This is a genomic window from Blastocatellia bacterium, assembly GCA_035573895.1.
Taxonomy (GTDB): Bacteria; Acidobacteriota; Blastocatellia; order HR10; family HR10; genus DATLZR01.
In genome coordinates this window covers 13,548-40,539 of record DATLZR010000179.1, presented here as the reverse complement: position 1 = coordinate 40,539, position 26,992 = coordinate 13,548, and the positions used below count along the sequence as shown (strand labels likewise).

Annotated in this window: 17 protein-coding genes; 5 read left to right on the top strand and 12 right to left on the bottom strand. The window is 57.7% G+C overall.

The genetic code is table 11. The features are described from left to right. Nucleotides 1-19: 19 nt before the first annotated feature. The 10 genes from xylA to VNM72_15705 all read right to left on the bottom strand — a co-directional run bounded on the left by xylA (nt 20) and on the right by VNM72_15705 (nt 13,654). A complete protein-coding gene (xylA, locus tag VNM72_15750) occupies nt 20-1,186 on the bottom strand; it encodes a xylose isomerase (GenBank protein ID HXF06847.1) in 1,167 nt (388 codons plus the stop codon). A 352-nt stretch (nt 1,187-1,538) separates the two neighbouring features. Next, nucleotides 1,539-2,345: a DUF4198 domain-containing protein gene (locus VNM72_15745; protein HXF06846.1), complete on the bottom strand. Its 807-nt coding sequence runs from the start codon at nt 2,343-2,345 to the stop codon at nt 1,539-1,541. A gap of 269 nt (nt 2,346-2,614) precedes the next feature. Next, the gene (locus VNM72_15740; protein HXF06845.1) at nt 2,615-4,144 is read right to left on the bottom strand and encodes an ABC transporter permease subunit; all 1,530 of its coding nucleotides are present in this window, start codon (nt 4,142-4,144) and stop codon (nt 2,615-2,617) included. A 471-nt stretch (nt 4,145-4,615) separates the two neighbouring features. Continuing rightward, nucleotides 4,616-5,356: an ABC transporter ATP-binding protein gene (locus VNM72_15735; GenBank protein ID HXF06844.1), complete on the bottom strand. Its 741-nt coding sequence runs from the start codon at nt 5,354-5,356 to the stop codon at nt 4,616-4,618. A 183-nt stretch (nt 5,357-5,539) separates the two neighbouring features. Next, nucleotides 5,540-7,123 (bottom strand): NEW3 domain-containing protein, encoded by a 1,584-nt coding sequence (locus VNM72_15730; protein HXF06843.1) that lies wholly within the window; start codon nt 7,121-7,123, stop codon nt 5,540-5,542. A gap of 1,159 nt (nt 7,124-8,282) precedes the next feature. Then, nucleotides 8,283-8,840 (bottom strand): ABC transporter permease subunit, encoded by a 558-nt coding sequence (locus tag VNM72_15725; GenBank protein ID HXF06842.1) that lies wholly within the window; start codon nt 8,838-8,840, stop codon nt 8,283-8,285. 91 nt (nt 8,841-8,931) lie between these two features. Then, the gene (locus tag VNM72_15720; protein ID HXF06841.1) at nt 8,932-10,359 is read right to left on the bottom strand and encodes an ABC transporter permease subunit; all 1,428 of its coding nucleotides are present in this window, start codon (nt 10,357-10,359) and stop codon (nt 8,932-8,934) included. Between the two features lie 18 nt (nt 10,360-10,377). Continuing rightward, nucleotides 10,378-10,857 (bottom strand): TlpA disulfide reductase family protein, encoded by a 480-nt coding sequence (locus tag VNM72_15715; protein ID HXF06840.1) that lies wholly within the window; start codon nt 10,855-10,857, stop codon nt 10,378-10,380. A gap of 107 nt (nt 10,858-10,964) precedes the next feature. Continuing rightward, on the bottom strand, nt 10,965-11,957 hold the full coding sequence (locus VNM72_15710) for a 6-bladed beta-propeller (protein HXF06839.1): 993 nt from the start codon (nt 11,955-11,957) through the stop codon (nt 10,965-10,967). Nucleotides 11,958-13,063: 1,106 nt separating this feature from the next. Beyond that, a complete protein-coding gene (locus VNM72_15705) occupies nt 13,064-13,654 on the bottom strand; it encodes an AraC family transcriptional regulator (GenBank protein ID HXF06838.1) in 591 nt (196 codons plus the stop codon). Between the two features lie 362 nt (nt 13,655-14,016). Here VNM72_15705 and VNM72_15700 point away from each other — a divergent pair, with 362 nt between their 5' ends. Continuing rightward, entirely contained in the window at nt 14,017-14,574 is a 558-nt protein-coding gene (locus VNM72_15700) for a Uma2 family endonuclease (GenBank protein HXF06837.1), read from the top strand. Nucleotides 14,575-15,162: 588 nt separating this feature from the next. Here the strand turns inward: VNM72_15700 and VNM72_15695 are convergent. Beyond that, complete coding sequence (locus VNM72_15695; GenBank protein ID HXF06836.1) at nt 15,163-16,575, bottom strand: sigma-54 dependent transcriptional regulator; 1,413 nt, start codon at nt 16,573-16,575, stop codon at nt 15,163-15,165. Beyond that, a complete protein-coding gene (locus VNM72_15690) occupies nt 16,572-17,942 on the bottom strand; it encodes an ATP-binding protein (protein HXF06835.1) in 1,371 nt (456 codons plus the stop codon). The genes VNM72_15695 and VNM72_15690 overlap by 4 nt, the downstream gene beginning before the upstream one ends. A 409-nt stretch (nt 17,943-18,351) precedes the next feature. On the opposite strand from VNM72_15690, the gene VNM72_15685 reads away from it, so the two are divergent. The 4 genes from VNM72_15685 to VNM72_15670 all read left to right on the top strand — a co-directional run bounded on the left by VNM72_15685 (nt 18,352) and on the right by VNM72_15670 (nt 26,876). Further along, nucleotides 18,352-21,258 carry a PAS domain S-box protein gene (locus tag VNM72_15685; GenBank protein HXF06834.1) on the top strand — a complete coding sequence of 969 codons (2,907 nt, stop codon included), beginning with the start codon at nt 18,352-18,354 and terminating at the stop codon, nt 21,256-21,258. A gap of 111 nt (nt 21,259-21,369) precedes the next feature. Further along, nucleotides 21,370-22,764, top strand: a complete 1,395-nt coding sequence (locus tag VNM72_15680; GenBank protein HXF06833.1) for a sigma-54 dependent transcriptional regulator — start codon at nt 21,370-21,372, stop codon at nt 22,762-22,764. Nucleotides 22,765-23,315: 551 nt separating this feature from the next. Beyond that, nucleotides 23,316-24,788: a CpaF family protein gene (locus tag VNM72_15675; GenBank protein HXF06832.1), complete on the top strand. Its 1,473-nt coding sequence runs from the start codon at nt 23,316-23,318 to the stop codon at nt 24,786-24,788. A gap of 540 nt (nt 24,789-25,328) precedes the next feature. Beyond that, nucleotides 25,329-26,876: a M64 family metallopeptidase gene (locus tag VNM72_15670; GenBank protein ID HXF06831.1), complete on the top strand. Its 1,548-nt coding sequence runs from the start codon at nt 25,329-25,331 to the stop codon at nt 26,874-26,876. Nucleotides 26,877-26,992: the final 116 nt, after the last annotated feature.

Below are 26,992 nucleotides of genomic sequence, written 5' to 3'. Positions count from 1 at the left end.
CCCCGGCGATGCTCTCGGCTTATCGCACGCCGAGCAGAAGATCAATCGTCAGTTGATCCAATCGTTCGTAGGGCAGCTTCTTTTTCGCCAGTTCCCGCCGATCAAAGGTCAGCGATTTGAGCCGATTCGCCGCCTCCCGCGAGTACGGGCCGATCAGCCCACCAAAGGTTGGATCAGCGTCTCGAATCTCGGCCAGAAGCGCCTGAATCTCCGGATCGGCGTTAAAGCGACGAGCCTTTTCTTTGAAAATCAAATACGTCCTCATGCAACCGCGGGCGAATTCCCAGACTCCCTCTTCATCCTCGGTCCGATAGGCATGAGCATCGAAGTGGCGCGGACCATCATAGCCGGAGTCCTCCAGCAACTTGACGAGGAAAAACAGCGTCTTGAGCGATTCGGACCCAAAGCGCAGGTCCTGGTCGAAGCGACAGAATCGTTGATCGTTCAGATCAATATGAAAGAGCTTGCCCGCCTCGATGGCCTGGGCAACGACATGGTAGAAATTGAGGCCGATCATCTGCTCGTGCCCGACTTCCGGATTGACCCCCACCATCTCCGGGTGATCGAGCGTCTCAATGAAAGCCAGATACGAACCGGTGGTGGGAAAGTAGAGGTCACCCCGCGGTTCGTTCGGTTTGGCTTCCAGGGCGAATTTCAGGTCATAGCCGTTATCAATCACGTACTCGCAGAGGAAATTGATCGCTTCCCGATACCGCTTGATGGCCTCGCAGGGATCTTTGCTCGCATCCACTTCCGCGCCTTCCCGTCCACCCCAGAAGACATAAATGTGCGCGCCCAGCTCCACGCCCAGATCAATCGCCCGCATCGTCTTCTGCAGCGCATAGGCCCGGACGCGCGCATCATGAGACGTGAACGCCCCATCACGAAAGACGGGATCATAAAAAAGATTCGTCGTCGCCATCGGCACCACGAGGCCATAATCATCGAGGGCCTTTTTGAACTCTCGAACGATGCGATCCCTCTCGGCCGCCGTGGCATCAATGGGGACGAGGTCGTTGTCGTGGAGGTTGACACCGTACGCCCCCAACTCGCTCAACCGCTTGACGATGTAGATGGGGTCCAGAGGCGGACGCACGGCATCTCCAAACGGATCGCGCCCGCGATTGCCAACCGTCCATAAGCCAAAAGTGAATTTATCTTCTTTGGTGGGTTTGTAGTCGGTCATCACCATCGCTCCTGCTGTCTTATCCGAGCACAGGCGTGCCGGCCCGTAGCCCGGTCCCACTTTTCACCCCCGGTGAGAACTCGATACCCCCTCGCCGGATCCATGTCATGCGGTGACTCTGGCCCCCGGCGCCAGGGCACAGGACCTCTTGCCACTCCCTGAGGGATTTGACTTCATGCTTGACCATCGGAGAGCATCTGCCAAAATGTGCCCGATCAATCATATTGATGAGCGAATTGTCATTAAATCAACAAAGGATTGTTCTTGTCAATCGAATATGGGAAAGATCACCCTCCCTGTCCGGGAGCGAGATGAATAGGGCGAGTGGGTTGCTCAAATCCCCTCTGGCGCTTTAGCGAATCTCGAACGTCAGCGTCGCCCACCGGGATTCGTAATTCACCCGCGAATCCTTGACCGGCGTCATGTGGATGAACTTGACATACCATTTGCCTGCCGCCTGCAGAGTCACCCGCGCAATCCCTCGACTATCTGATCGCGTGTGGAGGGGTGGCGAGAGGCGACCGTCGGTCTCCCAGCCGGCCATCACGAATTGATTCGCTATCGGCTTTCCCTCTTTCAGGCACAGAAACTCGATGGTCTGCCCGACGGTCAAGGCATAAGGGTTCTGCCTGGGAATGATCTCCACCGGATACCCCAGTCGCGTCTGGAAATTCCCCGTGCGAGGCTCGCCTACCTGGAAGATGGCTTTCGCGTACTTGGAGTATCGCTCGCGCGCGTCCTGATGGAGTTGATTGTTCTTGCGGCGCTCGGCCAGGATGTCGGGAATACCGTCATGTTCCAGATAGGCGTTAAAATCTGCCGCTTTCAGTTCGATCTCCCGTGGTTTGAGGGCGACTCCCACTATGTAAGTTCCCGGCTCACGGGTGTCAAAATCGAGAAATGTCGTTTGGCCCTCGTCGCGCCAATCGGAGATGGGCGGATGGAGCCGGCCCGTCGGCGTGACGAGGCTGACATCCTGCATCCGATGGCGATCAATCGTGTTCTCGCTCGTCTGGAACGTGCCCGACAAAAGGCCCACGGTGACCCGAGCCTGAGGCGGAAGAAAGTATGTGTTGAACTTGAGGAATAGGTCATGGGCGCTCGCAGAAACAGCCACGCCCCCAATCAAAAGGCTGACGATGAGCACCTGGCGTCTCATAGGCTCTGGAGACTGACGGGGCGTCAGCATAGCTTATCAGTTTTCGCCTTGCAAGTGGGCGAGGTCCCGTCGGCAACCGGACCATGTGTTAGAGCTGCATCCGCTCCCCGTGCTCCTGAGCCCCGTCAGAAGCGGCACGTCTGATCGTTGAGGTGACAGTCAGGTCACGGATGAATGCGAACGAACATGGATGCACTTGGTGCCATCAAAAAGTGCTGACATATCCTGAAGCGCAGGGATGCCTGCCGGGCACGAGGTTCTGTTTCGGCTCACCTCACGTCGTAGCGCGCGAAGGCGACAAATCCGCCAACGATAAAAAGGCCAGTGTACAGTGCCAGCGAGCCCAACGCCGGGAGCGCCCGCTCGATAGCCGCAGTCGTGTTGCGTCGGGGCGAAACGGAGCCTGGCAGGCGCGTCAGCGGCGGTGGTTGAAGCCGTTCGAGCGCCATGCTCATGTTCCTCAATCTCATCTGCACCACTGGCGGATCATCAAAGAGCGCCGCGTTCAATCGGCTCTGGTACTGACGCACAGCTTCAAGCCAGGCCTTGGCGTAAGTATCGCCAGTCCCGCCCAGATCTGCTGCGGCGCCCGCAAACACCGCCGCCGGACTGAGCGCCATGATCGCTCGGGCTATTTCATTTTGCTGAGTGGTTCGCCGCTCGGCATCACGCTCTAGTTCGCCAAGAAGCTGACGCCGCTTACTGACATAGTTGGTGACGATCGGTGCGATTTGACGGTCAATAGCTTCTTTGTGTTGCAGATACAGACTGGTGCCCACCATACGGTCCTGTCCCGTCACCTCTCTGAAAATATCACCCATGGCCCGTTCTGCCTGGCGGCGGATGTCTTCATCCAGCGCTCGCTTCTTCGCCTGGACAGCATGCCCGGGCGGTACTGGCGAGATTGCCTGAGCCACAAGAGTGGACAGCGGAGGAACAGTCAGTACAGCTACCACCCAAATGACCAGAAGCACCACCAGCGATGTTTTCTGGCTCGTAGCCAGAGAGGAAACGACGAGACCCAGCGCATAGAAGCAAACCAAATAGGTGCTCGATGTAGCGGCAATGAGCGCGACCTTCTTCAGGGTGTCAGCAGCCAACAGATTCAGGTCAAAAAGCTGGGCGCTGAGCAGCGCCAGCAGGAACGCAGTGATGAGCGGAACCAGGAGCGTGATTGAACCACCGGCCAACTTGCCGGCTAGAAATGCTGAACGTGAGATCGGCTGGCTGAGGGCAACGCGCAGTGTGCCCAGCTCTTTCTCCCCGGCTACCGCGTCGAACGCCAGTGAAATGGCTAACAGACCCAGCGCGACACGGACCAAAAATTCCAGGTCGAGCTGGCCCAGCAGGTCAGCCAGCCGGTGCGCCCGCGAAGGTGGCGGCCCCACTATGAGCCCCGCGGGGGAGAAGTCCCAGTACTCAGGGAGAACACCGTCAAGGCCTCGAACCAGCACGCTCAGCGGCTCAGGCGGTCGAAGCGTCCGCAACACAGCGAGTTCATTCTGCGATGTAAATAGTTCGTCAATCCCTCGAACCTGTTTGCCGACAGGTCCTGCTATCAGTTCCTGCTGCTCCGCTACCAGTCGGTTGTAATCCTCAAGCCGGTTGGTATAGTCCCGCGCTCCCACATACACGGCCAGTGGTGTGAGTCCGACCAGGAGCAGCGTGATGATCAAAAACCGCAAGCTCGTCAGTTGCTCCGTCAGTTCCCGCAGGGCGATGGTCTTCACGACGCGCCTACCGCTGGGCGCAGTGGCAGCGCCGAACTGAGAACGAGCGGGTGCGTAGGTCCTGGCCATAGGTCACTCTCCCCATTACAGTCATTTCTCGCGAGTCCCTGGTCATTTGTTCCTTGCAACGGACCAATAACCGGTGACTGGAAGCCATCTCAAAAAAGGTGGGCAGTTCTGTCAAGAGGCGCTCCCCGAGCCGCGCACGCAGGCCCATCCAGAGGGAGCTGGATGTGCGTCTTGCCGGTCCCGCCTGGATTCGGAGGGTTCTCGGTAAGGGGCGAGATACTCCCCGCCTCTGAGCCCAACCGGCCCACAGCAAACTCGCCCTGGAACTCGACGGAAAAGGCTGATGACGGTAGTGTCTTTGGACAGAAACATCCTCTCGGCGCTTGGCCTTCCGCCTCTGCGTGGACAACCCCATCGAGGCCACGACGAGCGTGTTCCTTGAGTCTCCTCATAGCGCTTGCGAAGTTCCAGAAGGGAATTTGCGAGACCGCCTCTTGTGCCTCTGCGTCGCCGCACCTTCCATTGGAACGCTCAACGCTTTTCTTGCTCCTCCCTCGGTCCGATGCCGCCGCGCATGTAATCGAGGTAGAGGCGTTCGAGGTTTTCGTATTCGAGTTCTTCGCGAGTGCGCTCCATGACCTTGCGGCCTTCTTTCATGATCCCTACGCGGTCGGCGATCTCCTTGGCCCGGAAGATGTCGTGCGTGGACATGAGGATGGCCTTCCCCCTCCGGCGCAACTCCACGAGCGTCTCCAGGAATTCGGCTGCCGAAGCCGGATCGAGTCCGGCCGTCGGCTCATCCAGAAGCAGCGCCGGCGCATCCTTGATCATGCAGATGGCGATGCCGAGCTTCTGCCGCATTCCTTTGGAGAACTCTTTGACCCGCTGCTCGAAGGCTCGCTCGGGCAAGCCCACCTCCCGCATCACCCGGTAGTAGTCGTCCTTCTTCAGATTCCGTTTGCCACCGAGCTTGGCGAAGAAATCCAGATTCTGTCGCGCCGTGAAGTTGCCGTAGAGCATGACGTTCTCCGGCAAGTAGGCGACATACTTTTTCGCCTCCAGGGGATCGCGCGTCACGTCAATGCCGTTGATGAAGGCCTGCCCGGCGGTCGGCTCGATGAAGTTGAGAAAGAGATTGATCGTGGTTGTCTTGCCCGCGCCGTTGGCGCCCAGCAGGCAGTAAATCTCTCCGGGATTGACCTTGAGGTTCAGCGCATCGAGCGCCAGTACTCCGTCTTCATAGCGCTTGGTCAGATTGATGGCTTCGATCATCGTCACCTCCTGAGGAAATCGCTGGGGAGCGCGCGCCTCCGGCGCGCTCGCTTGGGCCCGCTGAGAGCGTGCGCTTTCAGGTTTTTCATCGTGTGTGGGCGTCGCTTGAGCGTCATGAACCACTGCTCCGACATTCACCGCGGATGAAGGCGGATTCGCGCCGATCGTCTCGCCTCTTCGTTTTCATCGTCGGGTGAGCCTGATGCCGAAGACGACGATCCCGATGACCAGAAGCAACAACCCGCCCACCAGTCCCGCCGTCCCCCAGATATTGGCCTGCGCTTTGACGCTGACGCGGTAGATTTTGTCTTCCGAGGGAACACGCCGTCCGTAGGCATAGCTTTCGGTCTTCAGCCGCACCTCGTAATCTCCGACGGGGACGTCCGGGGGCGGGATGATCGTGAGCGTGATGGACGTCTCCCGGTTGATCTCCAGCGCCGGGACGATGTCGGGCTGGAGTTCGACCCGCCAGTTAAGCGGGTATTCGGTCGTGAGCTTGATATTGTCCAGCCGTCGCGTGCCCGTGTTGCGAATGGTAATGGTCGTCTCGACCTTCTCGCCGGGATGAATCTCAGAAAAAAGGCTGACGGCGGAGACCTCAATGCGACCAACGCCACGAGGGATGACAACCAGACGGACGCACCCGGCGCGACTCTGCTCGATCTCTGCCGGTGAATAGATGCGCTCTTGCTGGAACCGTTGCGCCTGCTGCTCGTCCATCGCCAGCGCCCAGAACTCCAGCGGCTCGTCAATGCGCACCTGCTCATCGGCCCGCTCGGGCAAAAACAGCCGCAACCCCAGCCGTTGCTCGGTCACTCCGGCCGGGAAGTTGATCTGGCTCAGCCGCGCTTGCGTGTTGGGATCAATGAAGCTATAGGTGATCTGGCGCGGGAGATTCACCGCCTTCAGTTCAAAACTGCGCACGTCAACGGTCGAGCGCTCCAGTCGCAGGTCGTAGGTCGCCTGGCCGCCTAAATCAGCTTCCTGGGAAAACTGGGTGGAACTGACCGTGACGGTGCGCTCGCCTTCGGCCTGTTGTAGCTGAATCACCTGTTCGAGGGTCTGGCCCTTGTAACTCGTCGAGACGATGACGCTGGCCACATCCCGCAGCAACTGGAACTCCAGGGTCTTCTCCTCCCCGTAGGCGAGTTTGGGGATGTGAATCTCGTAGGGCAGGGAAATGGTCGTGCCGCGCACGCTGCGCTCGGCAATGGTTCCCGTCAGCGAGCCCGTCGGCGCCTCGCCAGGGTCTTTGAGCGAGACGAAAATATCCTGCACATCGCGCCGGCGAAGTTCATCGGGGATGGGATCGGCTCCCTCGAAATTCTGAAGCAGCCGGAATTGCGAATCATCGAACGTGGGGGTGAGGTTAGCGATCGTCAGTCGAACGAACTTCCGCCCATCGGGTGTTTGGGACTTCACCGCCTGACGAACCGACAGGCGCGGCTCCAGAGCCAGAAGCGACAGCACGGCTTCCTGATAGCTCAGTTGTGCTCTCTCCAGTTCCGTGCGGGCTCGATCGAGCTGGGTTTTGGGAACGAGTCCTTGACCGAACAACTCTTCCAGACGTTTCACCTCCTGGCGGGCAGCCTGAAGTTCGATTTGCCGACGGCGCACCTCAAGAAAACGCCGCTGCTCGTCGCTAATCCGAGCCTGCTGGCCCCAAACGAGAACCCCAAGGCAAGAGAGAAGCAACCAGAGCTGTCCCACCAAACGGACATGCCCGCCGCTGAATCGAGAGCGTGCGTGCGTTCTCACAGCTTCCATAGAATCTCCACCAACGTAGGCAACTGGCGTGCCAAAGGCGTCGGCAGCGAGAGTCTCCGACCAACTCCTTATTTTTCAGCAAGGCCATCTGACCATCCCCGGCTCAGTGTGTAATCGGTTACACACTGGTGTGTAACTGATTACCCACGCCGGACGATCCGTTCAGCTTCCCCGCTTGGGGGGACGTCCGTGTCTTCTGGGTCACATGATCGGAGGACCCGTCAGCCCGTCATGCCCGGACGCGCTTTATGGTTTCGGTTCGCCCTTGGCCAAGGCGATTGGCAAAGAAAGCGACGAGATTCTCCGAAGCTGCCTTCTCTGTTCGGGGGAGTTTCGTCGAAGGTGAAAGATTCTTACCGCACGTCGTAGCGGTGAAATCGAAAGAGGCTAATCAGCCACAAGATGGCCATTTCGAGGATGAGGACGCTGACGGGCGCGGCCACGGTTGTCAGTCTGGTCCGCAGAGAGGGCGGTGAAAGACTGAACGGTCGGAACGAGACCGAGGCAGCAGGTTTTCCTTCCATGTCTCCAGGTTGTTGCTGGGCGAGGGCCTGAAAACTTTTTGGGTGAATTCTTCTCTTTCGTATCGAGCGACTTCCGTCAGGAACAGGTCATGGGCCTACACTCCGGTCCGACAGATGGTGTCCGAAGCAATTCGGAGGGCTCCATAAGGAGAGAGGAGAACGAGCCCCATCCCCCGGGTCTGTTGACGGTGAATCTTGCTCTGCCATCACGCGCCTTATCTCTTCTCTCTTGCGCTCATTTTAGCGCCGCTTGATCTCCAGGTGTTGTTCCCATGCGTGCTTCACGCCTGCCCCTTGCAAGCTTAGTTCTGCTGCTCTTTTTCTGTAATCAGCCAGCTCATTCCGAATAAGCCTCGCCTCCTGGGTGAGAAGCTCGCGCCGCGCGAGCTGCCGGGGTTCCACGGGCCAGAGAGGAGCTGCCAGGTAGCCGACACAGCTTGGCCACAGAAGGACCGCTGATACCCAGATCGTCAGCCAGAGAGCAAGCGCTGTCGCCGATGATCGCACGAGAGTAGAGATGGCGAGGCCAAGAAGTGCGAAGACGCTTACGGCCAACATTCCAATGACTGCTATAGCCAGAACTTCCGCAACCTCGATCCGGGAGAGACGAAACATCCCGCCACTGAAAGCGATGATCAAAGCGGTGTATGGGAAACAGCATAGAACACGCTGAGTGTGAGGAGGAAAACCGATGCTGCCAGCTTACCTCCCAGGATGGTATGTCGTGGGAGCGAGTAAGACAGGACCTGCTTTAACGTGCCCTGCTCTCGCTCTCCCGTCACGGTGTTATATGTCATGAGCGAGGCCATCAGTGTCATCAGCACACCCACGATCACGATCAAGTCAACCCCGGAGAAGAGCCAGTCCAGGAATCGAAGGTCCTCGCTGGTTGGTGTCCAGGAAGCTGATTCACGCAGGAGAACGATCTCGTCGGGCAGCCGGCCGACAAGCCCATTGGAGAGGGGCAGGAGAGGGAGGACCGGGCATGTGATGATGAGCCGCCCGCTTGTCGTTTCCTCCCGATGGGCCGCTTGACGAAGGGCATAATCCGAGAGGGCATGCTGGTAAAAGTGCGCCTGGATGTGGGCGCTCGGTGGGATGAGCGCGGTCAAAGTCACCAGGATGAAGGGAGAAGCGAACGTCGTCAGCGCCTGGTGAAGCTCTTGGCGAAAGATGACCCCGAACGTCCTCATCTGAGGTCGTAATGCTCAAAGCGCCAATAGGCGGCAAGCCCAAGGACCGACATCCATAACACCAACGAAGCGAGCGCGGGGGGAGCAAAGCTCATCTTGGATCATATTTCAAGAAACTCAGATAGGTCACGGAGAACAACACCGTGATATACAGGCACAGCAGGCCAAGATCCGCTATCCCTAATGTCCAGCGCTCCCTCCAGGGCCGCGTCTTATAATCAAACGGAGGAATTTTACTCAGATCAGGGCGCGTTTGCTTGAATGGGTCTTCCTGCACGTAGACGACATAGACGATTTCCTGCTTAAGCTTCATATCACTGATGAAGCTACTAAACCTCTTTTGGTATTCGATTAGCTGATCGAGGAAAAAATCCGCATCACGGGGACCAGTTCCAGCGAGCCCTGTTATGAAATAGTCATAGCAACCAGAGGGAGAAAGACGCGACAACCTAGACGCTGTTCGATCCAAGGCCCTTTGTGCGCTCAGATATTGCTCGTAGAGCCTATAGAGCTTCTCAGCATGTTCCGCCTCGTTCAGTTGTCTTAAGCGGCCAGCTTCCTTCTCGAATTCCACCTGCCTTCGATAGAGCTCCTCAGCCGGTACGTCCCCAGGAGGGCGCTTCATCCAGCGTCGGAGGGGCTCCTCCTGGCTCAACATGAGCTTGATATACATATCCTTGGCCAACGCGGCCTTCTTTGCCTCAAGTTCGGCAGGGGTGGGGACGGGGTGAAGAAAACTTGCCACAGAGATGCTCGCCTTGGGAATAGCAAAAATCAGCAACATCCATAAGAATAATGACAAAAGCAAAGAGACTAGAGACTGGTTCGTCAAACATGAGGCCATAAGTCCTACGGTGAACCAGACTCCAAGGTAAACGCAGGAGCCCAAAAAAATAAGAAGAATACCCAGTTGGTCATTCACCGTAAAAGTTATGTCGCTTTGGAGAAAAAGAAATATCACACCAAGAATGAATGCGAGGGTAAAAGCAGTGAGGAGGGGAAGATATCTGCCCAAGGCCTTTCCGAGAATGAGTCGGCTGCGCGGGAGGGGATTGCTTAAGAGCAACCGTAGGGTACCTATCTCTTTCTCCCCGGATACGGCGTCATAGGCAAAAAGCAACGCCACCAGACTCAAAATGATTTTCACCATAAAGTGAAAATCCCAACTCCCGAAGAGCATGAAGGCTGAATTGGTGGCTAAGCGTCCCCGTTCAATTACCGGCACGTCACGATCTATGATTCTCGCTACCTGGCCTGCAATCCCAAAAATTCCTGTCGCGAACACCGCTGGCGAGCTGGGAACCCTTGAGACAAAGATTCCAGCGCGACCGACTTGATGCCAATCAGTGGAACGTTCCAGTTGATCCCTGTTTAATTGCACCACGTTACTGTGCGCTCTCACTTGAGCCCAGTACTCGTTCAGACCCATGCTGATGCTCAGAAGGGTCAAGGTGATCGTTACCGCAAGGACGAGGATAAACTTGAATGAAAGGATGCTTTCGAGGACCTCCTTTCTCACCAGCAGCCTCAGCATAGTTCAGCCCTTAACGATCCGCATCACTCTCAGAGAGAAAAACTGTCTCTCAACTTCCCAGAGGCTGGGGCCCATATCAAAAATTATACGATGATCTTCACGATCCACCAGAACTTTCCAAGGCGTCTCCGCCAGCCCCAGAAGTCTCCGAGCCGATGAAGACTCATCGAGGAGGAGTGGGAAACTCACTCCATAGGCATCGGCCAGCTTTCGGAGTTCCTCAGTGGAAGTATGAGAGGCGACGCCTATGATTTGTAGCCTCTGCCGAGGTACTTGTCCTTGAAGTTCATTGAGCGTGAAGAGCTCTTCCAGGCAGAGCGAGCAGTCGGTGGGTTCAAAGATGAGAAGAAGCACGTACCGGGAGGCTGTTTGTACAGAGGGATTCGCTCCGTGTGTACTTTTCCAAGACCGCGATCTCTCCAGCAGTTCGAATACCCCTTTGGGGCTGGGATGCCAGGGGATGCTCTGGAGGTAAGATTTCATTTGGTGGGTTCGAATCAGCAGCAAGAGATTAAGAAAAGCCAAAGCGACGCAGAGTAATGAGGGAAGGCGAGATTGCATGTTCATAGAGCCGACAGGAAAGCCGCAAGCTAGTTTGTTCCCTTACGCAAGAGCTGTCCTATTCCCCCGAGGGTTAACCTGTACTTGGCGATCACGTATCGCCCGTTCTTGACTAACGCAAAATAGAGATTCCCTTCGTGGTCTTTTCCCACCAAACGCCCGTTGGTGAGGAGATCGGTCCTGAGGACGTTCCCGTTCAGGTCAAACACCTCAAGGCCATAAGGAAAAGGTTCGTGCATCTCCAGTGACAGAATCGCCATCCCCCCTACGATGACGACTCGATCAGTCTGCGTCCACGTCTCCCGTAGTTTTTTTATTTCCTGGGGCTTCAAACCGGACTGATAAAGGGGAGGAGCTTTATAGAAGCGATGCCTCCCAACAAAAGAGTGTATCACGCGCCGCTGTGTGTTTATCTTGAAGACCTTGTAAACGGGTGCTAAAGTGCAGTAGACATGTCCCAGCGAATCTATGTCGAGGGAGGAAACGACGAGGTAATTGAAGAGATTCTTTTCGTGAATGCTGCGATCAGTTTCGAGAAAAGATCCCAGGTACTGGTTCGTTCCCATTTTATACTTGTGCACGTGGAGAGCTCCTTCGCTTACAAACTTCTTCAATGGGAGAGAACCGCCCAGATAGTAAAATCCTCGCTTGCTGTCAAGCACAATGGCCTGCGGCATGTAGCCGGGCCGGGCAACAATCCAGGAATTGAGGAATCTCCCATCCTCTGCGAAGAGGTTCACTCGATGTTGCTGCAAATCAATGGCAAACACCTGACTTCTCTCTTCGTCCACGGCGAAACCGGCGAGCAAAAGGAATCGCCCCGGACCCTGACCGGCACTCCCGATGGCGCTCACGAGTTTCCCGTTCTGATCATATTTCTCGATCTTCCCCTCGTCCCAATCTCGGATCCAGAGGTATCCTTCTTTGTCAACAATGAGTTGATTGACAGTACCCGCTTTCTTCTCCAGCACGTATTCCTTCTCCAGCTTGAAGGTTTTTTGGAAAGTCTCATTGCCTCTCACGGATGGTTCTTCTGAGCTGAAGACATGAGGGTGACTGATGAACCCCTCTGTCTTAGAACCAGAGTGAAGAAGTAGAAATGCACCGAGAGGGAGAACGGCAAGATATATCGTAAATGGACGGCCACGGTTCATCGCTTCCCCGAACGACCAACAAAGGTTTTAAATCGCTTCAGGAGGTAAGTGGCAAAGACCCTGATCCTTCGTCATCAGCTTCTTCGCCGCAATGGGTGCAAGATGAGCAAAAGTCGGATAGCCGCAAGCCTTGCACTGGTCCACCTTCAGGCTCAGGCCTTTGACCCATTATGCACCCGGGGAGTCGCGTTAACCTTCACTCGTGACCTTTTTGGACAGCTATATGAACCCCCGGCACTGTGTGCCTTCCTGCTCTGGTACGGGAGCCAGGAGCCTGGGTGACTATTGGTCTTCTCCTGGTCTTATACACAGGCAGCCATTCCAGTCTGGGCAGATACAAGCTCCTTTACCGCCACCAAGGTCAACCCACCTCCCTGTAGCTGTTTGCTGTGCCATTATATGCACAGAGGATGTGAGAACCACAAAACAAAATTAAGGGTAAGGATAATCCCCAAGCCAAGTGTAATGAGCACCTGCTTTATGCTTACCATCGCTCACCTCCTTTGGTTTGTCTCCTTCATATTTTCGCCCTGGGCCTATTGTTGTCAACACTTTTGAATTGATCGTTTTTGCTTTCCGTTGATTCTTTTTGTTCTCGCCAGCAGTAGGATATTCAAGGGGTTGAGTACGCGGGTGTCACAGTTTGCGACATCTGTTACCGGCACTGGGCAAACCCCTTCCGTCAAGGGAAAACGCGAAGCGCCCATGACACGACCGCCTCCCGATCAGAGGTTGGGTACTCTTGTCTTTAGCCGAAACCGTATGGCGGGCTGATTGAAGTCACCTCTTGTCCCAATCCTGCCGGAACCAGTTTCCAATCGTCGAACCCCAATCTCCGGTATGGGAAGCCTTTTGTCCAAACCTTGCTAGAACTGGCTCCGCCCAGGCTCGTGCCACCCAGGTGAAAGGTTCCGCCGGGAACCTCCCGGCGAGCGAAAATTTTGAGAAATTTCCTCCCACGGAACCAACCACCCCTAGACACCAGCCCCCTCCTGTCCGCCTTGTTCAGGAACCTTCCTTGCAGTGGCACGATATTGGGTGGGCGTTAGTCCGTAGGTCTCTTTGAAATGACGATCAAACTCGCTGACACAGTGGGGCATATAGCCCACGGCCGCGGCAACTTCCTTGATGCTGAGCCCGGTTGTCACAAGCAACACAGCGGCTTTCTCTACCCTCACCCGCCTGACAAATTGCCGGAAACCACAACCCGTCTCCTGTTTGAATCGCCGTGAAACGTATTCCATGGACAGTCCCACCCAGTGGCTTGCCCTGCTGAGCGTCAATCGGGGATCGGGATAGTTCTCTTCGATCAACTCGAGCAAGCGTGTGATTCGCTCGTCACCGAAAGCCCTTCGGTCGTTGCCCCGCGGTCGCTTGTCGGCCCGAAGCGAATTCTCGCAGATATGGATTTGTCTGCTGGAGGTTTTAAGGCGATGGATTTTTCCTTGTGCCATCCAGCGATAGATCGTCCGGGGATGCACGCCTTCTGTCTGGCCCGCCTCGGCCACGCTAACTGCCCTCACCCACTGGCGACAGATCAGACAGTAGACCGATCTCTCTAACATAACACCGTCTCAGCTCGCTTAATGCAAGCACCATGCCAAAAGTCGTCGGAGGAGCGAAGTCGTTATTTTTCAGTCCAAGCAGAAGGCCATACCCGTTGGCGGTGGGTAATCGGTTACCCACCCGTGTGTAATCCGTTACACATTTGACGAGAGATCATCTCGGTTGACTCCCCGATAGGAGGGTGATAGCATGAAGCTTGCTTTTTGAGTCAGCCGAAAGATGGCGGCTCATGTCTAGAACCGGTGCAGCAACGACCGAGGAGTGGTGGATTCCTCCATATTGCGCACTCGCTTTAGACATGAGCCAAGATGGCTTCCGGTAGATCGCCTGATCAGCCGCAATTGATGTCGGAGGAAGCAGGATGGTCATTCATCCACTCAAACAGAGAATGAGCAAGGAAGAGTTTCTCGCTTTACCCGAGGGGCCACCGGATTATGAGTTTGAACAGGGGGAAGCCATTCTCATGGTGAGACCACATGCCAGGCACCAGAAGCTCGTCATGCGGCTGGGAGCGACCTTGGACAATCACGTCAGCGCTCAGCATCTCGGTGTTGTGTGGATTGAGATTGACGTTCTTCTGACTGGGGACCGCATCTACATCCCTGACATCGTTTACCTGAGCCCGGAGCACCAGGACCGTTACCACGAGGAGGATGGGAAAATTCATGGGGCGCCTGACTTGGTGGCAGAGATTCTCTCGCCGCACAGCTTGGCCAGGGATCGCGTGGTGAAGTTCAACGCCTACTTTGCAGCCGGAGTTCCCTGGTACTGGATCGTGGATCCGGATGCCCTGACCATCGAGGAATATCATGCCGAGGAGAAAGGCTACTTGCGCACGGCAAGCGTCAGCGAAGGGGAGACGTTTCAACCTGGACTGTTCCCCGGGCTGGAGATCAATCTGCGAGATTTGTTGCGATGAGATGGTCGGGATGAAGCCATGAAGAACCCGAGAATGGCACACGCGGGACTTTTCCCCTTCAGTCGGACCTTATCGGCCCGCCCTCGGCCGTTAAACACGCCGATGAATCCCTCAGATTCTATCGGGACCGAACGCGTCCCCGACCGCCCGTTGCGTGGAGGGCCGTTGGAGCTTATCCGCTCGTTGCTGCCGCAGCCCCTCGGAACGGAGCGAGGGGTTGTCCTCGAGTCTCTGCTGTGAGGCGATGCCGTACCCCGGAAGTGATGGGGCTGCGCTCTTCGTGCTGCGCGAATCAGACTGCCTTTTCCGGAAGATTCCAACCGCTTCTTCGTCGGCAGGATGTTTTCTCGACCATCCCCGGTGGAGCAGAGGTTCTGCCCGGCAAAATCCAGAGGTCCTGGCCGAAGGGGCGCACTCGGGGCCTTGTCTCATGACGCTCTGCCCGTGCTCGGGCAAAAGCAACAAAAGCAAAGGCGTGTTCCTCAACCGTGAAAGCTTTTGGAAATATGGTTCTCGGCCGGAGGTCGGGAGCGTCCGCATCATGCGAGCTGGTGCATTTGGAAGGCCGCCATTACGCAGCGGGCGCAATCAGTGGCCGCTCTCATCCTGGGCTTCTTGCTCGGCGCCGGCGATTCCGTACTGGCGCATTTTGTTGAAGAGCGTCTTGCGGCTGATGCCGAGGCTTTCGGCGGTGAGCGTTCGATTGCCGCCGTACTGAGCCAGACGCGCGAGGATCAGTCGCTTCTCCAGGTGCTCGCTGGCTCGCCGCACGGCGTCAGCGAGCGTCAGATGGCTGAATTCATCGGCCCAGTGGGGAGCCTTCGCTGACGTCTCCCCGCGAATGCGTGGCGGGAGGTCGTCGGCGGTGATGGTCCCTCCTTCGCACAGGAGCATGGCCTGGCGGAGCGTATTCTCCATCTCGCGCACGTTTCCCGGCCAGTCATACTCGATCAGGAGCTGCCGCGCCTCGGAGGTGATCGCCACAACGCCCACGCCCAGCTCGCGATTCAAGCGATCGAGGAGATGATCGAGCAGCAGGGGAATATCCTCTCGCCGTTCTCGCAAAGGCGGGAGATGGATTCTGACGACGTTCAATCGCCAGTAGAGATCGTCGCGGAACTCGCCTCGCGCCATGGCCTGTTCCAGGTCCTTATGCGTGGCGGCAACGACGCGGACATCAACCGGAGTGGGATTGCCTGCACCCAATCGCGTGACCGCCCGCTCTTCGAGCGCCCGCAGGAGTTTCCCCTGCGCTTCAAGGGGAATATCCCCGACCTCGTCCAGAAAGAGCGTTCCTCCCGCAGCCAGCTCGAATTTCCCCGGGCGGCTCTGCCGGGCATCGGTGAACGCTCCCTTCTCATAGCCGAAGAATTCGGCCTCAAACAACGTCGGTGGGATGGCACCGCAATTGACGGCGACAAACGGGCCGGCAGCGCGCTTGCTCTGCCGGTGGAGGGCGCGGGCAATGACCTCTTTTCCCGTTCCCGACTCCCCGCTGATCAAAACGGTCATATCGGTCTCAGCCGCTCGCGCCACCAGCCGAAGGATCTCCCGCATCGCCGGACTGATCCCGATGATCTCGCTCAAGCCATAGCGGGCATGCAACTCGGTCCGCAACTCTTCGACTTCGGCCCGCAATCGGCGCCGTTCCAGCGCCCGTTCGATGATGAGCAGCAGCTCGTCATTATCGAACGGTTTGGTCAAATAGTCGAAGGCTCCCAGGCGCATGGCTTCGACCGCCGTGCGGATCGTCCCGTAGGCCGTCATGATGATGCAATCGAGCTGAGGATCGCGCTGGAGCAACTGCCGCAGCACTTCCAGGCCGTCCATGCCGGGCAAACTGAGATCGAGCAAAACGAGAGTCGGGCGCAAGTCGGAGAACCGGGAGAGCGCCTCCTCTCCCGATTCGGCCTCGGCCACCTCATATCCGCGCTCGGCAAGCAATACCGACAGGATGCGCCGAATCTGTTTCTCGTCGTCAACGATCAGGATGCGGTTCATCGCGCCGATTCCCCCACCGCGCCGACTCTCTCCCCCTCGTGTTTGATCAGGGGCAGACGAATCGTCACCGTTGTTCCCTCGCCGACGCGGCTCTGAAGTTCAATTTCTCCGCCGTGACGCTCGACGATCCCATAGCCGAGGAAAAGGCCCAGGCCAGTCCCGTCGCGCTTGGTGGTGAAGAAGGGATCGAACACTTTGTCCAGATTTTCCGGCGGGATGCCGATCCCGGTATCTCGAACGGTGATCTGCAGCCATCCCTGCGGCGACCACGCCGACGACGTAACACTGACCGAGAGTGTTCCTCCCTGGGGCATCGCCTGGAGGGCATTCACGAAGAGGTTGAGGAAGAGTTGCTTCAGTTGATTGGCTTCGCCGAGGACGCGCAGGGAGCGCCGATCATAGTGCTCTTCGATCCGAACGTTCTGGCGCTCGGCCTGAATCCTCACCAGAACCAGCAACTCCTGCAAAAGATCCACCACGTCCACCGGTTCGGGATTGAAGGGGCTCGAGCGGGTCAGGCTGAGCAACCCGTTGACGGTTCGATCAATCCGATCCACTTCGCTGAGCAGTTCGTGGATCAGGTCCCGTTTTGGACTGCCCTCCGGGTAGTCGCGCAAGATGTATTGGATGGTGGACCGGATGGCCGTCAGGGGATTTCGGATCTCGTGGGCGACGCCGGCGGCGAGCTGCCCGGCGGCGGCCAACCGTTCCGCTCGATAGAGCCGCCGGAGACGATCCTGCTGCTGGCGCGAGAGCACGGCATTTTCCAGGGCCAGGCCCGCCTGACTGCCCAGCAACCGCAACAGCTCGCGCTCAGAATGATCGAGCATCCAATCGGGCTGCGACCAGCCGAGCATGATGACTCCCGCCAGGCGATTCAGCGCGATCAGCGGAACACAGATGCGAATCTGCAATCGGTCCAGCAGCCGTTGCTCGTCCTCGCTCAGATATTCATAGACACCGCGCTGCTCCGGCACAACGAGACACGTTTCATTGACCAGCAACCAACGGGCCAGTTGCCCCTGCCGCCGCAGGTGCGCGCCTGTCACTTCTTCCGCCGTCACCCCGGAAGCAAAGCCGAGGGAGAAGATTTCCCTCTCGGGGTCGCTGTGAAAAATCAGGATGCGCTCGGGCCGGAACAGTTCTTGAATTCGAGCGGCGATGCTCGCCTGGAGCGCTTCCGGATCAACGATGAGCATCAGCGAGCGATTGAAGTCCCGGAGAACCCGATGGTCGCCCGGCTGTGGCACTGCTCGCTTGAAGATGCGCGCAAATGGAGCAGCCAACTTCATCGCTCCTCGATGATAGCTGCGCAACCACGGCGTGTAAAGGGATCGGCCATCCGATTCAAGAGCGCGGGTTTCCACCCGTATTTTCCGCAGATTCAGGCGTCCGCGTCGCCCCGGGTTTCATCATTTTTTAGCATACAGGTCACGCCAGCTCACGGCAAACTCAAGGGTTCCCACCGAACAGGATGCGAGTATCCTCGTTCTCTCCTCAATCCCGTGTATAATATAGGCGGCGTCGTATTGCGACTCCTTTGACCGCTGGAGCGGGCCGTAGGTTGAGGGGAATAGGGAATGACGATCACCGTACTGTTCGGGGCGCACGTACGCATGGGTGAAAAGCTTAATCCAGAGGAGGGCAGATTTTCGAATCTGCGGCTTCTGTGCATGCCGGAAAGCTTGCGCCACTAGATTATTGGTGCCGTCCGGTGCCGGTGGAAGCGGGGCAGGGGCTTCCATCCGATGAGGACGTTTGCCAGAAAGGAGGCACATGGACGAAAAGCTTCGGATCCTCATCCTGGGGGATGACCCGCATGATACAGAGTTGATCCGTCGGGAACTGGAGAAAGCGGGGTACGCTTTTGAATCGTTGAGGGTCGAGACCCAGACGGCCTTTGCGTCTGCCCTCGATGAGTTCCGGCCGGATCTGATCATCTTGGAGTTCAGCCTTCCTACCTTCGATGGGTTAGCGGCTTTATCTCTGGCTCAACGGAAGTGTCCGCGCGTTCCTTACATTGTCGTTTCCGGGGCCATCGGAGAGGAGCGGGCGATTGAGTCCCTCAATAGTGGTGCGACCGATTACGTCCTGAAAGATCGGTTGAGCCGGTTAGCTCCGGTGGTCCGTCGCGCTTTGCGGGAAGTCGAAGAACGGGTGGAGCGTGAGCGGGCGGAAGATTCTCAGCAAGAGAGCGAAGAACGATTCCGCAAACTGTTCGAGGAGGCTCCCATCGGCATAGCGCTCATCAATCAGGATGGCCGCATAGTCGAGGCCAATCAGGCCCTCGCGGATATGCTCGGCTACACCGTGACGGAGCTGACCGGTCTCACTTTCATGGACGTCACCCACCCGGAAGACATTGCGGAAGATCTGGCGGCTTTCCAAAAACTCCTCACCAGGCAACTGACCTGTTATCGCTCAGAGAAGCGATACGTCAGGAAAACGGGGGAAATTCGCTGGGCGAACTTAACTGTGACGACGCTTCAGATGCAGGGCGAGATCGGCTATGCTCTGGGAATGGTCGAGGACATCACCGAGTGCAAACGAGTGGAGCAGCAGCTTCGAGAAAGTGAGGCGCGGTTCGAGGCATTCATGAATCACAGTCCGGCCATCGCGTTCATGAAGGATGCAGCGGGACGGTACGTCTACGTGAACCAAACCTTCGAGCGTTTCTTTCAGAGGACCCTTGACGACGTGTTGGGGAAAACGGACGCCGATCTCTGGCCGACTGAGACGGCCCATCAGTTCCGTTGCACTGACATCCTCGTTTTGTCCGAGGGGCGACCGATGGAGCTATCTTTGAGGATACTGCGGCCTGATGGCTCGCCCGCCGAGTTGCTTGTCTTTTCCTTTCCCTTTCAGGATGCCGTCGGACGGCTTTACTTAGGAGCCATGGCCACAGACATCACCGAGCGCCGGCGGGCTGAAGAGGGGCTCCGACAACAGCTCAGCCGCATCACCCTCCTCAGCCACATCACTCAGGCTATCCTTGCTCAGGCGGAACTGGAAAGCATTTTTGAGGTCGTCGCAGAACGGCTGGTGGAGGATTTGCCGGTGGATTTTGTCGGGATCGGTCTCCTGGATGCAAGCGCTAAAACGTTTGCCTTCACGGCGACGCGAAGCCGAGATCCTTTATTTGCCCCCCGAGTCCCCTTCCTCTCGAGTGCGATTATGGAGCTGTCGGACCTGGGAGAACTTGCCCGCTGTTTGGAAGGCCAGGTCGTCTCCCTCAGCGATTTGCGATCCTCCCGGGCAGCCGTAGGGGCAGTACTGGCTCAAGCGGGGCTGGGGTCGCTGGTGGCTGTGCCCTTGGGGGCGGGAGAGTCTCCCGAAGGCATCCTGATTGTCGCCCGTCAGCCCACCGATGGCTTTCAGCCCCAGGAGATCGAATTCCTCCAGATGCTGCGCCAGCATATCTCGCTGGCCGCTCATCAGGCGCGATTACGCCAGCACGTGCAACGGGCTTACGACGATCTCCGCCGCACTCAGCACGCGCTCATGCAACATGAACGATTGCAGGCTCTGGGACAGATGGCCTCGGGCATCGCCCACGACATCAGTAACGCCCTGTCGCCCATTGTCGGATACGCCGATCTGCTTCTGGAGCAGGAGAACCTGCCGGAGCGCCTACGACATTACCTTCAGATGATCAAGACTTCCGGTCTGGACATCGCGCAGATTGTCACCCGTATGAGGGAGTTCTATCGCCAGCGGGAAGAGCAGGAGATCGTCCTGCCCGTCAATGTCGCTGAGGTCGTGAGACAGGTCGTCGAGTTGACCCGCCCGCGCTGGCGCGATATGCCACAGGAACGCGGCATTGTGATTGATGTGAAGACCGATGTGGCACCCGATCTTCCTCCGCTGCCTGGCATCGAAAGTGAAATCCGTGAGGCTCTGACCAATCTCATTTTGAACGCCGTTGATGCAATGCCCCTCGGTGGGACGATCACCCTTCGATCCTACACCCGTCAGGCCGCTTCACGGCCGACGCGGGAGCCCCCCGAAGGAGCAGTCCCCGCCTCTTTCACAGAGCTTGTCATCGAGGTGAGCGATACCGGAACCGGGATGGATGAAAAAACCCGGGACCGCTGCCTCGAACCGTTCTACACGACGAAGGGGGAGAAAGGAACGGGGCTGGGGCTGGCGATGGTTTATGGCATCATGCAGCGACATAATGGAGAGATCGAGATCGAGAGCGAACTGGGAAAGGGAACGACAGTTCGGTTGATCTTCCCTCTCCAGCCTGTGGTGTCGCCCACCCGAGCAGCGGCACGAGAGGACCACGTTGGAGGGATCCGCCCGCTCCACATCCTGGCTATTGATGATGAGCCTGCCGTGCTCGATTTGATCAAAGAGATGCTGGAGATTGATGGCCACAGGGTGGAGGTCGCTGAAGGTGGACACGAGGGGATGGAAACCTTTTACGCGGCGCAGCAGCAGGGCCGTCCCTTCGATGTTGTGATCACGGACCTGGGGATGCCGCATCTTGATGGCCGGGAGGTCGCCCGACTCGTGAAACGGACGTCGGCTGCTACACCGGTGATCCTGCTCACCGGTTGGGGCAAACGTTTCGGAGCCGAAGGAAACGTCCCGGCGGAAGTGGATTTCATCCTCAGCAAGCCTCCCAAGCTGCACGAACTGCGTCAAGCAGTGGCTACTGTCACCTGTCTGAGCAAGTAGATGCTTCCCGTTGGCTTTTACGGAGCGACTGAGTAAAATCATTACTCACGGGTGGTTGGTGTCAGCCGGAACGGGGCATCACCCTCAGACGATGACGCCGGAAGGAGCATCATGGAACCGAGCCATTTCCGAATCCTCGTGGTGGACGATGAGGAGCCCGTCCGCCGCCTTCTCACTGATGTCCTGGAACTGGAAGGATACCGCCTGGACACGGCGGCCAGCGTCTCCGAAGCCCTGGCCAAGATCGGGCGGGAGGTCTATGACCTTGTTCTCACGGACTTGAAGATCGGTCCCGATTCGGGCATGGACCTTGTCAAGCAGATTCGCTCGGCTTCGACCGAAACCGAAGTGATGATGATGACGGCCTACGCGACGGTTGAAACGGCCGTTCAAGCGATGAAACTCGGGGCATGCGATTACATCACCAAACCGTTCCAACTGGAGGAGCTGACGCATCGAATTCGCAATGTCCTGGAGAGGAAGCAGCTCCGCAAGGAGGTGGAAATACTGCGCGAGCAATTCCAGCGCCGGTTTGGCTTTGAGAACATCATTGGCGAGAGTAAGGAACTGCTCCGCGTTCTGGAGAAGGTGAAAAAAATCGCACCCACCGAGGCGACCGTTCTCATTACCGGCGAGACCGGTACCGGTAAAGAACTCATCGCCAAAGCGATTCACAACCTGAGCCGTCGGGCCGACAGACCGTTCATCTCCATCAATTGTGCCGCCTTCCCCGAGCAGCTTCTCGAAAGCGAATTGTTCGGTCACGCCAAAGGCGCGTTCACCGGCGCGATCTCCGCCCGTCGCGGCCTGATCGAGGAGGCTCACGGAGGAACGCTCTTTCTCGATGAAATCGGCGATACGCCGCTTTCGATCCAGGTCAAACTGCTGCGGACGCTCGAAGACAAAACCATTCGGCGATTGGGCGAAAATCGAACCATCACCGTGGATGTGCGATTCATCGCCGCCACCAATCGCAACCTCGAGGAGGCCATCAAGCGAAAAGAATTTCGTGAGGACCTCTTCTATCGCCTGAATGTGATCTCGATCCATCTGCCGCCGCTGCGGGCCCGGCGCGGGGATATTCCTCTACTGGCCAATCATTTTCTTCGGATTTACAGCGAGCGCGAGCGCAAGCCGCTAATCGGGTTCACCGAACAGGCGCTGTCGCTGCTCATCAATTACGACTTCCCCGGCAATATCCGCGAGCTGGAGAACATCGTCGAGCAGGCCGTCGCCATGGCCTCGGGAGAATGGATCACGCCCGCCGAACTTCCCCCCTCGGTGCGCGAGCACAGTTATAACCCGCCGAAAAAGGAGATCGAGCGGGCCCTCAACGACGTCGAGCGCGATTTGATCGTCGAGGCCATTGAGCGAAATCAATGGAACCTGGAAAAAGCGGCCAGGGACCTCGGCATGAGTCGCACCACCCTCTGGCGCAAGATGAAGAAGTACGACGTGACCAAGCCAAGGACGAAACGGGCCTCACACTCCGACAGTGACTCCTAGACGCCTCCTCCACACCGCCGAGCTTCGAACACAGATGCACCCCGTTGCTCCTCAGCAAGAGTCGCGATACGTTTGAGAACGTTTCACTGTCGCTCTGGAGCGCCGAATTCCCTCCTCTCAGAATCACAGGCTAACTCCTCGAACGCCTCCCCCGAGAATCTCCACTGATGCGCACGAATTCACACCGATCAAGAGTATCCGTATTCATGGCCGTCGGTGATCGGGTGGCGATCAGCTCCCGGCCGTCGCCGCAGGCGACAGAAAAACTTCCACAATCCGTTCTCAGGCGGGCTCTGGATTTGTTCGGTCAATGGGCCTGCATTTTTCACGGGTGCAACCTTGAACCGGCCGGATATTTCAGATGTGAAATCGGCACCGTGGTGCCGGTCTCGTGCCGACGGAAGGGGGCATCATGATGAAATCTCTTTCTGTTCATCAACCGCTTGTCCTGCTGAGAGATCGTTCGCTCCGCTTCTCCTCACCGTCCGATTCCTCCGCACTCGGTCGGGGGCGAGGCACAGTATTTGCTTTTACGCCGAGTGGAGGTGTAGATGAGCGCATTGAAGAATCGAATTATCGGGGTCGTTCCCGAAAAGGGGGGAGAAGTCAAAAGCGGCAACGGTGCAGACTCACCCGGCGGTAACGGGAAGAGTGGTGCCGCGTTTGCCGACGCCGGCGAGAGCGCTCTGCCCGTTGCTCAACCCGTCATCCGCGAAGTCATCGCGCTGCCCCGCCCACCTGTCGCCCGGCGTGACGTCTATCAGGAACTCAAGACGCAAATCCATCAGGATTTAATCAGGCGCCTCGATCTCACTAAACTCGACACCATTGAACCGGCCGTTCTGCAGGCCGAAATCAGCCGGATCGTCCAAGAGATGCTGGAAGCCCGGTCCGTTCCGCTCAGCATGGCCGAGCGCGAGCGCATCGTGGTCGAAGTGCGCGATGAGCTGTTCGGTTTGGGTCCGCTGGAGCCGTTGCTGAACGATCCGACCATCTCGGACATTCTGGTCAACACCTACAAGCAGGTCTACGTCGAGCGGTTCGGCAAGCTCCAACTGACCGATGTCATGTTCAAGGACGACGAGCACCTGATGCAGATCATAGATCGGATCGTGTCGCGGGTGGGACGGCGGATTGATGAGTCCTCGCCGATGGTGGATGCGCGGTTGCCCGATGGGTCGCGCGTCAACGCCATCATCCCGCCGCTGGCCATTGACGGACCCATCCTCTCCATTCGCCGGTTTGGGACGGTGAAGCCATCAATCGAGGAGCTGATCAAAAAAGGGACGTTGACCCCAGCCATTGCGCGGCTCCTGGAAGGGTGTGTGAAGTGCCGGTTGAACATCATCATTTCGGGCGGCACCGGAGCGGGAAAGACGACGCTTTTGAACGCGCTGTCATCGTTCATTCCGTCGGACGAGCGGATCATCACCATTGAGGATTCGGCCGAGCTGCAACTGCAACAGGAGCACGTGGTGCGGCTGGAGACGCGGCCTCCGAACATCGAGGGGAAGGGGGAGGTGACGCAGCGGGATCTGGTGCGCAACAGCCTGCGGATGAGGCCGGATCGGATCATCCTGGGGGAGGTGCGAGGGGCCGAGGCGATAGATATGCTTCAGGCGATGAACACGGGGCATGACGGGAGCCTGGCGACGATTCACGCCAACTCGCCCCGCGATGCCCTGGCCCGATTGGAGACCATGTGCATGATGGCCGGGCTGAAGCTTTCGGAGAAGGCCATTCGTCAACAGATCGCCTCGGCGATCAACCTGATCATCCAGGTGGCCCGACTGAGCGACGGGACTCGCAAGGTCATTTCGATCAGCGAGATCACGGGCATGGAGGGGGACATTATCTCCATGCAGGACATCTTCGTCTTCGAGCGCCTGGGGATCCAGGACGGTCGGGTCATCGGTGAATTCCGGGCAACGGGAATTCGCCCGCGATTTGCGGAAAAACTGCAACGCGCTGGGTTCACTCTTCCCAGCACGATCTTTGCCCCCGCCGCCATGGACGACCAATGAAGATGTCGTGTGGATTTTGCAGTTCGCGCATCTGTCGTGGATTGGTGAGTCTGCGCGATCCATTCCAGCAGTAGGCGTAAAGAGAAAAAAGTCGTTGGTAGGATTCCGCAAAAGCCCCAGGTTTACCATTCGCACATTTCCCCGTCTTTGCTCAAAAGCGATGCCTGATTCCTGCGGAATTCAGATCGAATAAGGGTGCGCTCTCCAGCATCACCGTGATTTTTCAGACTACGCACAGGGGAACTCGTGGGAGACAGCTCGTTGGAGAAGCCGTGAAGGCGCGCCGGGGACATGTTTCAGCCATGAAAATCGGATGATCTCAAAGTTTCACGCATGAAGCGCACAAGCCGGCCGGAAGCTCTGCGGGACCTGCCAGCGAGCGCCTCTTCGTTCTGCTCGGGCATTGCACTTAAGTTCTTCAGTGGTTTCAGGATGGAGTGAGCCATCCTGCTCCCCGGAGATCGAGCATCAAGGTCGTCGTTCCATTTCCTCCGCTTGCGGTACGCCACTTGCTTTTTGATCGGCGGAGGTAAAGAGCCGATGACAATGACACAGACGTTCCGGGTGAAGGCGAGGCAGATGCTCGCTCTCAGCCTGACCGCTTATATTCTTTCCTCGGCGATACCGCTTGTGGTTCACAGTCAGAACATCCTCGTGCCCACGGCGGGGACAGAACAACTTCTCGTCAAATTCGACGGTGTGTCCTGGGAAGTGGTGGGTCGTCAGGTACTCCCCGTCCCCTACGCCTCACCGGGAGATGGACGTCTTCGCATTGACCTCGCGGCGGGGATGGAGAAGATGGTGGTCGCGGCTCTTTCGGACGAGGACCTCGCGGTATCGGCGCATGAGCTGATGCCGGATGGCCAACTGGTGAGCCAGCGGATTCCCGTTTCGGCAACTCTCCTGCCGGTGCGAGTTCCTTCGGATCACTCTCTGAGCCTGCTTCAGGTATGGTCGAAAGACAGAGTGGTTGGAACGATTGATCTCACAGCGACCGGTTCGGAGAGTTGGGCAAGTAGCGGCCTTCCTCCCTATACGACCGAGACCGTCCTCGACAATGGTCCCGCGAGCAATCGTTTCGACATCGTATTTCTTGGAGACGGCTATCAGGCCGCCGACATGGGCAAATACGATCGGGATGTTCGCGCCATGAGCGAGTATCTTCTCAGCACGCCGCCGTTCTCAAACTACCGGCAGATGTTCAACATCCACAAGGTCAACGTCATTTCCCGGCAGTCGGGCATTGATCATCCGGAGCAAAATCTTTTCCGGGACACAGCGCTTGACCTGACCTTCAACTATGGCGGCATCTCCCAGGCCGTTTATCTGCCGCTGGAGAGTGAGTACAAAGTCTATCAAGCAGCAGCACTCGTACCGCAGGCTGATGCGATTGTGGTTCTCGCCAACGATCCTCAGTTCGGCGGCTCCTCCGGGCCGTTGCACAACTTCACCGTCGTGACGACGAACCCTGTCAGCAAGGACCTTTTGGTTCATGAGTTGGGCCATTCCCTGGGCTTTCTTGGCGATGAAAGCGACGGTCGGCAGGCTCCGCCTCTGCGCGAGCCGACGCAGGTGAACGTGACGCTTCAGGCGACGGTTGAGGGGCTCAAGAAAGTCGGGAAGTGGGATTACTGGATTGATTCCGGTTCCGAGCGCGTCGGACTCTTCCCGGGCGGGATGGGCTCTCGCGTCGGAGTCTATCGCCCCAGCCGTACCTGCAGGATGAGAACGATCTCCGCTCCCTTCTGTCCCGTGTGCACCGAGCAGATCATCAAGCGATTGTACACCTACTTTCGCCCCATTGAATCCGTGACCCCTCAGGCGAAGGGGAGCCTATCACTGACCGGGAGCACCTCTGTAGTTTTCACCGTCACACCGATTCAGCCAGTCGGCCACTCGCTCCGCATCACCTGGGCGCTCGATGGTGCGATCCTCGATCACACCGATTCAACGCTGGCTCTTTCGCTCGACGGCCTGGCTCGTGGGCAGCATACAATTACGGTCACGGTCAGCGATCCCACGCCGCTTGTGCGTCGTGATCCCGCACGTGCTCTCTCGGCGAGCCTGTCCTGGACGATCACAAAGTGAGGAGAAGGCATGCGTTCGGTGAGTCCAGCGAACGCGATTTTCTCAACATCGTTGGAAAGCGTCGCCCGATCAACTCGTGCAATTTTTCGCTCGCCTCTGTGTTGATAGACCCCCTG